The 14,058-nt window shown below is 71.1% G+C and carries 6 protein-coding genes; 2 read left to right on the top strand and 4 right to left on the bottom strand.

Annotated elements, in window-relative coordinates:
* Positions 1-251: 251 nt before the first annotated feature.
* The 3 genes from AB0E94_RS14460 to AB0E94_RS14450 all read right to left on the bottom strand — a co-directional run bounded on the left by AB0E94_RS14460 (position 252) and on the right by AB0E94_RS14450 (position 3,248).
* Positions 252-1,148 carry a ribokinase gene (locus AB0E94_RS14460; protein WP_360326364.1) on the bottom strand — a complete coding sequence of 299 codons (897 nt, stop codon included), beginning with the start codon at positions 1,146-1,148 and terminating at the stop codon, positions 252-254.
* Positions 1,145-1,960 carry an ABC transporter ATP-binding protein gene (locus tag AB0E94_RS14455; RefSeq protein WP_360326249.1) on the bottom strand — a complete coding sequence of 272 codons (816 nt, stop codon included), beginning with the start codon at positions 1,958-1,960 and terminating at the stop codon, positions 1,145-1,147. The genes AB0E94_RS14460 and AB0E94_RS14455 overlap by 4 nt, the downstream gene beginning before the upstream one ends.
* A gap of 109 nt (positions 1,961-2,069) precedes the next feature.
* Positions 2,070-3,248, bottom strand: a complete 1,179-nt coding sequence (locus AB0E94_RS14450) for an ROK family transcriptional regulator (RefSeq protein ID WP_317790401.1) — start codon at positions 3,246-3,248, stop codon at positions 2,070-2,072.
* 173 nt (positions 3,249-3,421) lie between these two features.
* Here AB0E94_RS14450 and AB0E94_RS14445 point away from each other — a divergent pair, with 173 nt between their 5' ends.
* Complete coding sequence (locus AB0E94_RS14445; protein WP_360326248.1) at positions 3,422-5,074, top strand: glycoside hydrolase family 3 N-terminal domain-containing protein; 1,653 nt, start codon at positions 3,422-3,424, stop codon at positions 5,072-5,074.
* Positions 5,075-5,368: 294 nt separating this feature from the next.
* On the opposite strand, the gene AB0E94_RS14440 is transcribed toward AB0E94_RS14445, so the two are convergent.
* Positions 5,369-10,240: an NAD-glutamate dehydrogenase gene (locus AB0E94_RS14440; RefSeq protein ID WP_360326246.1), complete on the bottom strand. Its 4,872-nt coding sequence runs from the start codon at positions 10,238-10,240 to the stop codon at positions 5,369-5,371.
* Positions 10,241-10,406: 166 nt separating this feature from the next.
* Here AB0E94_RS14440 and AB0E94_RS14435 point away from each other — a divergent pair, with 166 nt between their 5' ends.
* Complete coding sequence (locus tag AB0E94_RS14435; protein WP_360326245.1) at positions 10,407-12,311, top strand: penicillin-binding transpeptidase domain-containing protein; 1,905 nt, start codon at positions 10,407-10,409, stop codon at positions 12,309-12,311.
* The last annotated feature ends 1,747 nt before the right edge of the window (positions 12,312-14,058 follow it).

Genomic DNA, 14,058 nt, shown 5'->3' with positions numbered 1-14,058 from the left:
GCCGCCAGCGACGGCTGGTGATCCCGGCCGTCGCCCACCACGGTTAAACCGACCGCAAAACCGCCGCCAGCGACGGCTGGTGATCCCGGCCGTCGCCCACCACGGTTAAACCGACCGCAAAACCGCCGCCAGCGACGGCTGGTGATCCCGGCCGTCGCTCAGCGTGGGAAAGCGGAGCGCTAGACCGTCGTGGGCTACGGCTGGCGGGCTTGGCTCGGGGCGGGATGGCCGGCAGCCGGCGAGGGTGTGGGTCAGGGCTGGGTGTAGAGGGCTTCGATGTCGGCTCGGGCCGGGAGGGCGTTGCTCGCGCCGACCCGGCGCACGCAGGCCGCGCCGGCGGCGTTGGCCCAGCGGACGGCGTCGATCAGGTCGCGGCCCTCGCCCCAGGCGACGGCCAGGGCGCCGGTGAACGCGTCGCCTGCCGCCGTCGTGTCGGCGACCTCGACCCGGAACGCGGGCACGTGCACGTCGGCGCCGTCCCGGTCGGCGTAGCGGGAGCCGTTGCCACTGAGCGTCAGCACGACCCGGGGCACCAGGGCGAGCAGCGCCTTGACGTCCGGCTCGTCGCCGCCGGTGATGGCGATGGCCTCGGTCTCGTTGACGACCAGCAGGTCCACCTCGTCGAGCAGGCCGGATGGCAGCACACGGGCGGGCGCGGCGTTCAGGATGGTCCTGGTCCCGGCGGCCCGGCCGGCCTTCAGCGCGGCGAGCACGGTGGCCATCGGGATCTCCTGCTGGCAGAGCAGCACGTCGGCGGCGGCGACGGCGGCCGACTCCTCGTCGGTGAGGCCGACGAAGGTACGGTTCGCGCCGGGGCTGACCAGGATGGAGTTCTCGCCGGCCCGGTCCACCATGATGACCGCCACCCCGGACGAGCCGTAGCTGGTCCGTACCAGATCAACGCCCACGCCGGCCGCCGCCAACCGTGCGTTGAGGGTGACGCCGAAGGCGTCGGAGCCGATGGCTCCCAGGAAGACCGTCTCGCCGCCGGCCAGCGCGGCGGCGATCGCCTGGTTGGAACCCTTGCCGCCGGGCGTCATCACGAAGTCGTCGCCGAGCACGGTCTCCCCCGGCCGGGGGAGGCTCGGCGCCAGCCCGACCAGATCCATGTTCGCGCTGCCCGCGACGACGACCCGGGTGGTCATCAGCCGGCCCGTGCCGTGAACCGGTCGCCGAACCGGTCGACGATCAACGGCAACCCGAAGGTCTTCGTCAGGTTCTCCGCGGTCATCACCTCGCCGAGCAGACCGGCCGCGACCACCGTGCCCTCGCGCAGCAGCAGGCCGTGGGTGAAGCCCGGCGGGATCTCCTCGACGTGGTGGGTGACCAGCACCATGGCCGGCGCGTCCGGGTCGAGGGCCAGCTCGGTGAGGTGGCCGATCAGCGTCTCCCGGCCGCCCAGGTCGAGACCCGCGGTCGGCTCGTCGAGCAGCATCAGCTCGGGGTCGGTCATCAGAGCCCGGGCGATCTGGGTGCGCTTGCGCTCCCCCTCGGACAGGGTGCCGAACTCACGGTCGGCGAACGCCCCGATGCCGAGCTGATCGAGCAGCTCGCGGGCCCGCGCCTCGTCCTGTGGGTCGTAGCTCTCCCGCCAGCGGCCGACCACCGACCACGCGGCCGTCACCACCACGTCGAGCACCCGCTCGGACGGCGGCACCTGGTCGGCGAACCGGCCAGTGGTGATGCCGACCCGGGTCCGCAACTCGGTCACGTCGGTCCGGCCCAGCTTCTCACCCAGGACGTACGCGTTACCGCGCGTCGGATGCATCCGGGCGGACGCCAGGTTGAGCAGGGTGGTCTTGCCCGCGCCGTTCGGGCCGAGCACCACCCACCGCTCGTCCAGCTCGACCTGCCAGGACAGGTCGCGGATCAGGTAGTTGCCACCACGCACCACGTTGACGCGGTCGAAGGCGATGACGGTGTCCTCGTCGGGCGGAATCGATACGGCAGCGTCGCGCACGCGTCCATCCAACCACGTCCGCCCACGGCGACCGGACGGCGTGCCGGTGACCCGCCCCCACGAGGGAAGACCGCTGCTCGCGAGGGCTGTCCCGGCCGGCGTCGTGCGCTCAGTCGGTGGTGGAGCCGAAGACCTCGTCGCGGACGGCGTCGAGGGCGGTACGCAGGGCGCCGTGCAGGACCGGCTCGGAGGCGACGCCGGTCACCACCACCTTGGGCGAGACCAGGGTGATCGCGGCGACCTCACGTTCCACCCGGTCGGCGAGGGCGGGGCCACCGGCCCGGCTGACCTCGCCGGCCAGCACGACCAGCGGCGGGTCGAGGACCGCGCAGGTGGCGGCCACACCGAGGGCCAGCCGGCGGGCCAGTTCGTCGAGGACCGGCTCACCGGCCGGACCAGCGGCGACTGCGGCGCGGACCACGTCGGCGGCCTCGGCGCCCCGGAAACCGAACTGCTTGCCGATGGCCTTGACCGCGTCGGCGCCGGCGATCGCCTGGAAGGCGCCCTTCACGCCGCGGCGGGACGCGTTGTGCGGCACCTCGGCGCCACCGACCGGCAGGTAGCCGATCTCACCGGCGGCGCCCGTGGCGCCCTGGTGGAGACGGCCGTTGATGACCGTGGCGAGACCGACGCCCCGGCCGATCCAGACCAGAGCGAAATCGGTCACACCCGTGGCGGCGCCGGTGCTCGACTCGGCCACCGCGGCCAGGTTGACGTCGTTGCCGAAGAAGACCGGGATGTTCAGGTCGCGGCGCAGGTCGGCGAGCAGGCCACGGTGCCAGCGGGGCAGGTCGTGGGCGAACGAGATCTCACCCGACTGCGGGTCGACCAGGCCGGGGGTGCCGAGCACGACGCGGCGCACCGAGGACATGTCGGCGCCGGCTTCACCGGCGGCCTGGACCACGGCATTGTGTACGACCCCGACCGGATCGTCGGTGTCCTTGGTGCTCTGCTCGACCCGGCTGATCACGGTGCCGGTGATGTCCGCGCAGGCGGCGACGACACCGTCCGGTCCGACCTCGGCGCCGATCACATGGGCGCTGCCCGGGGTGACCGCGTAGAGCTGCGCGTTCGGGCCGCGGCCACCGGCCTGCTCGCCGACCCGGCGGACCAGTCCGCGCTCCTCCAGGCGTTCCACCAGCTGGGAGGCGGTGACCTTGCTGAGGCCGGTCATCTCGCCGAGCTGGGCCCGGGTGAGCGGGCCGCGGGTGAGCAGCAGGTCCAGCGCGGCGCGGTCGTTGAGAGCGCGCAGCAACCGGGGCGTGCCCGGAAGGCGAGTGGCGGCCATAACGTAGTCCCCTAATACTAAGGATTCTTTCCTGTTACTGTGTCGACGCACGACACGCAGCCGCAGCGTAACGGTAGGCAATGATGCCGGACCGGAAGGTGGCTATCGACTCCGAGCGATCATGGCAGCTCCCGGCCTCCCGCGGCCATAGTTGCGTCATCGGAAGGACACCAATGACGATCGACCCGGGCCTCCGCCGGCTGGCCCTGCGCACACTTCTGGCCGCGTTTCCCGGCGCCACCGCGCCGCCCTGGGCGGTGGACCTGCTGCACGACGGGCTGGCCGGGCACACCCTGTTCGGCGGCAACGTGGTCGATCCCGGTCAGGTCGCCGATCTCACCGCCCAGCTGCGGTCGGGCCGCGCGGACGTTCTGATCGCGATCGACGAGGAGGGCGGCGACGTCACCCGCCTCGGGCACCGGACCGGTAGCGCGTATCCCGGGAACGCCGCCCTCGGCGCGGCCGGCAATCTCGACCTGACCCGCCTGGTGTACGCCGCGATCGGCGCCGACCTGGCCGCCGCCGGAATCAACCTGGATCTGGCGCCGACGGTCGACGTCAACACCGCCGACGACAACCCGATCATCGGAACCCGGTCGTTCGGGGCCGACCCGGCGCTCGTCGCCAGGCACACCGCGGCCGCCGTCACCGGTCTCCAGTCCAGCGGGGTCGCGGCCTGTGCCAAGCACTTCCCCGGGCACGGGGCCACCGTCACCGACTCGCACCTCGAGCTACCGACCGTCGACGTACCGCTGTCGTTGCTGCGCTCCCGGGACCTGCCGCCGTTCGCCGCCGCCGTCGAGGCCGGGGTCCAGGCGGTGATGAGCGCCCACATCCGGGTGCCGCAGCTGACCGGGGACGGGCCGGCCACCTTCAGCCGGTCCGCACTGAACGGGCTGCTCCGCGACGAGCTCGGGTTCCGCGGCGTGATCGTGACCGACGCGCTGGAGATGCGTGGCGCGGCGGGCGCGGCCGGCAGCATCCCGCGGGCCGCGGTCGCCGCCCTCGCCGCCGGGGCCGACCTGCTGTGCATCGGCGCGGTCGTCGACCTCGAACTCGTCGAAGCGGTTGCCGCCGAGATCGCGGCCGCCACCCGGGACGGGCGGCTCGCCCTGGATCGGCTGGAAGACGCCGCCGAGCGCACCGCCGCCCTGGCCGCCTGGAGCACACCACGAGCCGGCCACCAGACCCACACGACACGAGAAGGCAGCCCGGCGCGGGAAAAGAGCGCGGCACGGGGAGACGGCCCGGCGCGGGAAGAAAGCCCGGCGCGGGAAAGAAGCGCGACACGAGAAGGCCACCCGGCGCGGGAAGAAAGCCCGGCACGGGGAGACAGTGCGGCACCGGAAAGGGGCCGCCGCCCCGATTTCGAGCTGGGAGTCGAGGCCGCCCGGCAGGGGATGCGGTTCGAGGGGTCGGACGACAGGCTGCGGAATCCGCTCGTGGTGCGGTTCGTGGCCGGGTATTCGATCGCCGAGGGCAAAGTGCCGTGGGGGCTCGCGCCGCACCTGGCGACCGCCGAGGAGATCGAGGTGCTGGCCGCCGACGCGACGGTCGAGTCGATCACGGAGCGTGCCGGTGACCGGCCGATCGTGCTGGTCGGCCGCCGCCTGCACAACTCGCCCGCGGCCCGGACCCTGATCGAGAAGCTGGCCGCGGACCGCCCGGTCGGTGTGGTCGAGATGGGCTGGCCGTCGCAGTGGCGCCCGGCCGGCGTGGACGCCTTCGTGATCACGCACGGTGCGAGTCTCGCCAACAGCCGCGCCGCAGCCGAGGCCCTCGGGCTGGTCGCCACCGCCGTCTCAGCCCTGCCGAAACAGCGATGAGAACCAGCTGAGGATTGGCAGGCGACATCACGGTGCGTCACTAGGCCGGTTCCGGGCGTCACCAGTGTCCGGCTATGGGCGAAACTTCTGGGCGAACCGGACCAACCGAACGGGCAATCCGCCTACGCTGCGCTTCCCCCCAGGCTCACCCGTCACCTAGCGTGATGGGCAGAAGGTGGGTCTGGGGAACGTCGCGGAGCTCGGCTCGGGACCAGTTGGATTCGCGACGCAGACGGTGTGCCGGACTTCGGCAGGGCTTCGGGAGCTGCCCGCCGAAGTCCGGCACACCAAAAATCAGGCCGCCGACGTCTTGACCAGGGTCCGGATCTGGCGCAGCAGCACCGACAGCGCCGCCAGCTCGGCCGGAGTGTCCTCCACGTTGCCCATCGCGTTCGACGCGCGGGCGATCGAGGCCGCGTTCACCTGTTCCCACTCGGACACCCGGTCCTCCGGGGCGGCCGTCGACGGGGTCGACTGGAGCACCTCGGCGGTCAGGGCGGCCAGCGCCGCGTACAGGTCGTAGCGCAGTGCCATCCGGGCCAGGGTCTGCCAGCGGTCGCCGCGCGGCAGCCGGGAGATGTGCGACAGCAGCGCGTCCACCCCGAAACGCTCGGAGAGCACGAAGTAGACCTGCGCCACCTCGGCCGGGTCCCGGTCGATCGAGGACGCCGACTCCAGGATGTCCAGCAGGCCGAAGCCGTAGAACACCCGGCTCACCGCGGCGGCCAGGTGCTCCGGCACGCCCTTGCCGGCCAACTCCTCGGCCCGGTTCTCCAGGGAGCGGCGCTCCCGGCCGATGAGCACCTCGGGCAGGCGCGGCAGCAGGTCGGCGATGCCCGGGCCCAGCTTGGTGATCTCGCCGGCCACGTCGATCGGCGAACGGCGGGTGCTGACCAGCCAGCGCACCGCCCGGTCGAGCAGCCGCCGGGTCTCCAGGAAGACCAGCGTCTGCGCGGCGGTCGGCACCTCGTTGTCGAGCGCCTCGCCGGCCGCCCAGATCTCCGGCAGCCGGTAGACGTCGCGGATCACCACGTACGCCCGGATCACGTCGGCCGCGGACGCGCCGCTCTCCTCCATGGCCCGGTAGACGAACGACGTACCGCCGCGGTTGACCACCTCGTTGACCAGGGAGGTCGAGATGATCTCGCGCCGCAGCCGGTGTCCGGCCATCCGGCCGGCGAACCGCTCGCGCAGCGGCGTCGGAAAGTACTCGGTGAGCACGCCGCTGGTCCAGGCCTCATCGACCAGCTCGTCGGCGAGGACCTCACGCTCCAAACTGATCTTGACGTACGCCAGGAGCACCGCGAACTCGGGAGCGCTGAGCCCTTCGCCGTTCTCGTAGCGGACGGCGAGCTCCTTGTCGGTCGGCAGGGCCTCCAGTTCCCGGTTCAGCTCACCGCGCTGTTCCAGCGAGTTCAGCATGCGCCTGTGCACCGGGAGCAGCGAATGCGCCTGCGAGCGGGCGTTGCCGAGCGCCATCGCCTGCTCGTAGTTGTCGCGCAGCACCATCTCGCCGACCTCGTCGGTCATCAGGGCGAGCATCTCGTCGCGTTCCGGGATGGTCATCTCGCCGTCGACGACCGCGCCACCGAGCAGGATCTTGATGTTGACCTCGTGGTCGGAGCAGTCGACTCCGGCCGAGTTGTCGATGAAGTCGGTGAAGACCCGGCCACCGGCACGGGCGAACTCGATCCGCCCGCGCTGGGTCAGACCGAGGTTGCCGCCCTCGCCGACCACCTTCACCCGCAGGTCGGCGCCGTTCACCCGGATCGCGTCGTTGCCCTTGTCACCGACCTCGAGGTGCGACTCGGACCCCGCTTTCACGTAGGTGCCGATGCCGCCGTTGAAGAACAGGTCGACCGGCGCCAGCAGGATCGCCCGCATCAGATCGCCGGGGCTGATCACGGTGGCCTCGCCCAGTTGCAGCGCCTCCCGGACCTGCGGGCTGACCGGGATCGACTTCGCCGACCGCGGGTAGACGCCGCCGCCCTCGCTGATCAGGGACCTGTCGTAGTCGGCCCAGGAGGACCGGGGCAGGTCGAAGAGGCGCTTGCGTTCCCCGTACGAAATCGAGGCTGTTGGGTTTGGATCGAGGAAGACGTGGCGGTGATCGAAGGCCGCGACCAGCCGGATGTGCTGCGACAGCAGCATGCCGTTGCCGAAGACGTCGCCGGACATGTCGCCGACGCCGACCACCGTGAAATCCTCGCTCTGGGTGTCGGTGCCCAGGTCGCGGAAGTGTTTCTTGACCGACTCCCACGCGCCGCGGGCGGTGATGCCCATCTTCTTGTGGTCGTAACCGGCCGAGCCGCCGGAGGCGAACGCGTCGCCCATCCAGAAGTCCTTGCCGACCGAGATCTCGTTGGCGATGTCGGAGAAGGTCGCGGTGCCCTTGTCCGCCGCCACCACCAGGTACGGGTCGTCGCCGTCGTGCCGGACCACGTCCTTCGGCGGCACGATCTTGCCGGCCAGGATGTTGTCGGTGACGTCGAGCAGCGCGGTGATGAAGCGCTTGTAGCACTCCACAGCCTCGTCCCGGTCGCCCGGTTTCTGCTTGAGGACGAAACCGCCCTTGGCGCCGACCGGGACGATCACCGAGTTCTTCACCATCTGCGCCTTGACCAGGCCCAGGACTTCGGTACGGAAATCCTCGCGCCGATCCGACCAGCGCAACCCGCCACGCGCGACCGCGCCGAACCGCAGGTGCACACCCTCGAAGCGGGGCGAGTACACGAAGATCTCGAACTTCGGCCGCGGCTGGGGCAGGTCCGGGATGGCCTGCGGGTCGAGCTTGAAGGCCACGTAGGACTTCGGCCGGCCCTCCGGACCGCGCTGGAAGAAGCTGGTCCGCAGGGTCGCCTCGATCAGGGTGAGGTAGGAGCGCAGGATCCGGTCCTGGTCCAGGCTCTCCACCTGGTCGAGCAGCTCGGTGATCCGGTCACGGACCTCGCCCGCCTGCCGGGCCCGCTCGGTCTCACCGACGGTCAGGCTCGGCGAGAACCTGATCTCGAAGAGTTTCACCAGCAGGCCGGCGATCTCCGGGTACTGGGTGAAGGTCGACTCCAGGTAACGCTCGGAGAAGACGTTGCCGGTCTGGCGCAGGTATTTCGCGTAGGCGCGGAGCACCACCACCTGCCGCCAGGTGAGGCCGGCCAGCAGCACCAGCTCGTTGAAGCCGTCCACCTCGGCCTCGCCCCGCCAGGCGGCCGCGAACGCATTTTCCACCTGCGGGCGGACCTCGGCCAGCTCACGGTGGCCGGTCGGCGGGAGCAGGCCGAAGTCGTACAGGTAGATGACGCCGTCGGGGCGGCGGATCTCATACGGCCGCTCGTCGGTGACCCGGACACCCAGCGAGTGCAGCACCGGCAGCACCGCCGACAGCATCATCGGCTCGCCGTACCGGTACACCTTGAAACGCACGTCACGTTCGTCCGGCTCGGGAGTGCCGTCCGCGCCCAGCCGGCGCCGCCGGAACAGGTGCATGGACAGCTGGCCGGGCTCCTCCAGGAGCTCCAGTTTCGCCAGGTCCTGCATGCCCTCGTACGGCGTGTGGGTGTTCTTGTAGCTCTCCGGGTAGGCCGAGGAGTACCCCAGGAACAGCCGCCGGGCCTGCTCGTCGCCGAGTTTGCGCTCCAGCACCAGGGAGAAGTCGTCATCCCACATCCGGGTCGCGTCGGCCAGCAGCTCGGCCAGCTCGTTCGGCTCCAGCGGACCGGGCGGGGCGGCCGGATCGGTCCGCACGATGAAGTGCACCCGCGCCAGCATCCGCTCGGTGACCCGGGTGGTGTAGTCGACGCCCACCCCGTTCAGCTCGCGGAGCAGGATCTCCTGCATGCGCAGCCGGTTGCCGGTGGTGAACCGGTCCCGTGGCAGGTAGATCAGGCAGGAGATGAACCGGCCGTAGCCGTCGCGCCGCAGGAACAGCCGGAGCTGCCGGCGCCCGGCCATCCGCAGCACGCCGATGACCGCCTCGTACAGATCATCGGTCTTGATCTGGAAGAGCTCGTCGCGCGGGTACGTCTCCAGGATCTGCAGCAGGTCCTTGCCGGAGTGGCCACGGGGGGACAGGCCGGACCGGTCCATCACCTCCTGCACCTTGCGCTTGACCACGGGCAGCTGGCGCACGCTCGTCCGGTACGCCGAACTGGAGAACAGGCCCAGGAACCGGCGCTCGCCGACCACCTCGCCGGCGTCGTTGAACAGTTTCACGCCGATGTAGTCGAGGTACGCCGAACGGTGCACGGTGGCCCGCGAGTTGGCCTTGGTGATCACCAGGAGACGCCGCTCCATGGCACGCTCGTAGATCTCGGCGGCCATCTCGGCGGCCAGCCGGCGTGGTTTGCTGGCCCCGCGCAGGATGCCCAGACCGGTCCCCGGAACCGCGGTCAGGACGCCGTCGTCCAGCCGGTACTCCCGGTAGCCCAGGAAGGTGAAATGGTCGTCGGCGAGCCATTTGAGCAGCTCGATCGAGTCGGTGACGTCCTTGTCGGGCACCGGCAGGCCGCGCTCCGAACCGCGAGCGGCGGCCAGCTCGTCGGAGATGACGACGGCCCGCTGGCGCATCCGCGGCCAGTCCTCGACGGCGTCACGCACGTCGGTGAGCACCCGCCGCACCTCGTTGAGCAGCTGCTCGCGGGCCTCCGGCCGGCGCACCGGGTCGATCTCGATCCGGATCCAGCTCTCCACCAGGTCGCCCTCGATGGCGTCGTCGGCCTCGACGTCCGCCTCCAGCTGGGCGAGCGCTCCGAGCGGCTCGCGGCGCACCACGATCAGCGGGTGCACCATCAGGTAGACCTGCAGATTGTGGGCGGTGAGCAGGGCGATGACCGAGTCCACCAGGAACGGCATGTCATCGGTGACGACCCGCAGGACGCTGTGCGCCTGGGGGCCGCTCGGCTCGGTGATGGCGAGCTTCAGCTCACCGGGCAGACGATTGCGGGCCAGCTCGCGGTGCTCGACCGCGGCCGCAAACATCTCGTCGGGCGTGTATCCGATCAGTTCCTCGTCGGGGGCGAACCGCCAGAAGCGGCTCACCAGCGAGGCGGTGTTGTGGTCGTCGCCCGCCCGCTCGACGGCGTGGGCGACCAGCCGCTCGGCGTTGGGGACCTCGTCACTCAACAACGCGGTCTGATCAGAATCGGTCGCTGCCTCGTCGGCGACAGCCATGGTCCGGCGCTCCCCTCACCCACGGCACTGTGGGCTCGAACGTGTCGAGGACAGCCTAGAGCCAGCCCCCCGTGCCTCTCACACCCCCGGTGTGCCCGATCCGCGGGACAGCCGAACGGGCATCTGTTTATTACGGTTCGTTCAGCTACCCACCGAGAGGACCCTCATGCGCCGCTCCTCCGCCGGCCTGGCCGCGCTGCTGCTCGCCGCTTCCTGCGGGCTCACCGCCTGCTCCTCGGACCCCGCCGAGGACTCCGTCACGGCGTTCCTCAGCGGCTGGACCGGCGGCAAGCTCGACGACGTGGGCTTCGTCACCGCGGCCGGCGGCAAGATCGCCGCGAACGAGGTGCAGAGCCAGCTCACCGCCCTCTACGGCGACCTCGCCGGGCAGCCGATCGCCGTCACCACGGCCGGCGCCACCGAAGAGACCGGCGACAACGCCAGCACGCCGATCACCGTCAAATGGACGCTGCCCGGCGACGTCGAGTGGAGTTACCGGAGCACCGTCCGGTCCACCAAGGCCGGCACGGACGGCTGGAGCGTCGTCTGGGAACCGGCGATCGTCCAGCAGGACCTGGCCGCCGGCGAGAAACTGCGGCTGCGCCGCGTCGCCGCCACCCGGGCCGGCATCCTCGACGCCAAAGGCCAGGTCCTGGTCGGCCCGCAGAAGGTGACGATCGTCGGAGTGAGTCCGGAACGGATCACCGACCTGCCGAAACTCCAGCAGGACCTGGCGACGCTGTTCCGCCGGATCAATGTGGACGTCGACCTGAGCGACCTCAAAGACCGCGTCGACAAGGCCGACCCCGGCGCCTTCCTCGACCTGATCAGCCTGCGGCAGTCCGATTATCAGAAGATCCGGGCGGAGGTACGGCCACTGCCCGGCACCGTCTTCCGGGACGAGATCAGGCAGCTCGCACCCACCCGGGCCTTCGCGCGCGCCCTGCTCGGCACCGTCGACGCGGCCACCGAGGAGGACATCGCCGCCAAACCGGGCGTCCTGCTGGCCGGCGACCAGACCGGGCACGGCGGCCTCCAGCAGAAATACGACGACACCCTGCGCGGTACGGCCGGACTCTCCGTCGTGATCGCCCGGGAGGCGGCCGACGGCGCCACTGAGGACACCAAGCTCTTCACCAGCGAGCCGGTCGCCGGCAAACCGATCAAAGTGACGCTCGACACCAAGGTGCAGAACGCGGCCGACACCGCCCTCGCCGCCGAGAAGCAGCCCAGCTCCCTGGTCGCCATCCGGGTCAGCGACGGCGCCGTGCTGGCCTCCGCCAACGGCCCCGAGCCGGGCGGGGTCAACACCGCCTTCACCGGCCAGGTCCCCCCGGGGTCGACGTTCAAGATGATCTCGGCGTACGGACTACTCGCCCGCGACGTCATTACCGCCGACACCGCTGTGGACTGTCCGAAAACGGTCACGGTCGACGGGCGGGAGTTCAAGAACTCGCACGATCAGGCGCTCGGCAAGGTGCCGTTCCATGTGGACTTCGCCAAGTCCTGCAACACCGCGTTCGCCGGACTCGCCCCCAAGCTCGGCTCGGCCGGGCTCCAGGAGGCGTCGGCCGCGCTCGGGCTCGGCGGCAAATGGGATCTCGGCGTCGACGCGTACCCCGGCCAGGTCTCCGACGGCGGCACCGCCACCGAACTCGCCGCCGCCGTCTTCGGCCAGGGCAGCACCGTGGTCAGCCCGCTCGCCATGGCCGGCGCCACCGCGGCCGTCGCCAAAGGACAGTTCCAGCAGCCCAAACTGCTCCTCGACCCGGCGCCCGCGGCGGCACTCCCGGCCGGGCCGCAACTCGACCAGGACGCACTCGGCGAACTCCGCGCCATGATGCGCGAGGTCGTCACCGGCGGCACCGCGACCGCGTTGCGCAACGTCCCCGGCGGCGCCGTCCACGGCAAGACCGGAACCGCCGAGTTCCAGACCGGCTCCGAGGACACCCACTCGTGGTTCATCGGCTACCAGGGCGACGTCGCGTTCGCCGTGATGGTCCAGAAGGGCGGAGCCGGCTCCGAGGCCGCGGTCCCGGTGGTGCAGCGCTTCCTGACCGCCCTGAACTGACGGTTCCGGACCGGTCTCGGAGTTCCCGGCCAGCCGGCGGATCGACGGCTGGCCGGGACCCTGTCACGACCCCGCCCGCGAGCCCGTCGCGAGCCCGTCGCGAGCCCGTCGCGAGCCCGTCGCGAGCCCGTCGCGAGCCCGTCGCGAGCCCGTCGCGAGCCCGGCGCGAGCCCGTCGCGAGCCCGTGACGGACGGGCCGGACTCTCGCGAGGGCGGAGGGACGATCAGCGCACACAATGCGGCAACGTGGGATTCCATCGTTGCCGGGACGGAGACGGACGCACACGGTCCGCGCAACGTGTGCGCCTGTCCCCGTCAGAACGAAGCAGGAGCACACGTTCGGCGATTGTGTGCGCTGATCGCCGCTGGCAGCGACCCTGATGAGTCTGTCCGGCTGGACCTGGATCGGCCACTCCACCGAGGTGATGGGCCGGAACCGCCGAGCCGGTCAGGCGACACCGGGTGGGAAACCGGGGAACGAACTCGGGCCGGACGCCGGTGGGCCGAAGCTGCCGTCCGCGGGCGGGCGTGGGCGCAGCATTCCCGGGCGGGTGGCGGGCAACGGCTCGGAGTCGAGCAGCGGAGCCGAACCGAGTGGCCGGGACAGCAGGCGCACCTCGGCACGCTCCGGCTCGGCCGGGGTCTTCTCCGGTCGCTGCCCGGCGGGGGTCTTCTCCGGGCCCGGCTCGTCGTCGGTCTCGGCCACCGGCTCGAGCTCCCCGTCGGCTGAGTCGGGCTCGGCTACCTCCGCTTCGGAATCCGGCACCGGCTCAGCCTCGTCACCGGACTCGACTGCGGCCGACACCCCAGACGACCTGCCATTCGACACTCCAGCTGACGTGCCATCCGATACCCCAGACGACCTGCCATTCGACACTCCGGCTGACGTGCCGTTCGATCCTCCGGCCGACGTGCCATCCGATACCTCGGCCGACGTGCCGTTCGATGCTGCGGCTGACGTGCCATCCGATACCTCGGCCGACGTGCCGATCGATGCTGCGGCCGACGTGGGCATCGGTGCGCCATTCGAAGCGGCATCGTGATCGAGATCGTCCGTGATCTCGCTGCCCGAGCCACGGCTGGTCTCCGCTGTCGCCCGGTTTCCGTTGGCTGACTCGCCTGCCGCCTCGTCCGGATCGCCGGTGGCCTGCCTGGGCACGACTGTGTCGGTGGTGGTGCTGTTCTGGTCGGCCGGTGTCCGTGCCTGGTCAGCGGCGCGGGCCACGGGTGACGGGATCGGTGCGTGGCCGGTGGCGAGCGCTACAGCCAGCATGAAGTCGGCATCGGACCGGGCGAGGCCGGAAAGACCTCCCCGGGCCGGTTCGGTTGTTCCCGCCACGGCGGTGGTCAGGCCCGCGGCGGCCGGCTCGGCGCGACCGTCGAGGGCACCGGGAGTGGTCGCCGCCTCGGAGCCGGAGACAGCCGGATCCGTCCCGGCCGGGTCGGATTCCCGGTCATGAAGGCCGTCGTCGGCTCCTGAACCGTCACCACCACCGGAGGCGGCCACGAGTTCGGGATCGACGGAACTGTCCGGATCACCGGCACCAGCATCACCGGAGGGAACCGGCTCGGCATCGGCGGCATCCGCACCTGAATCGTCCGAGACGACCACGCCACCGGACGGAACAACAGGCTCGGGATCGACCGCGTCCGTACCGCCCACGCGACCGGAAGAAGCAACCGGCTCGGCATCGATCGCATCCGCACCGCCCACGCGACCGGAAGGAACAACCGGCTCGGCATCGAC

Origin of the sequence: Actinoplanes sp. NPDC026670 (genome assembly GCF_040638175.1) — a bacterium.
GTDB lineage: Bacteria > Actinomycetota > Actinomycetes > Mycobacteriales > Micromonosporaceae > Actinoplanes.
The sequence above is the reverse complement of the archived record's forward strand: the minus strand, read 5'-3'. Positions and strand labels throughout refer to the sequence as shown.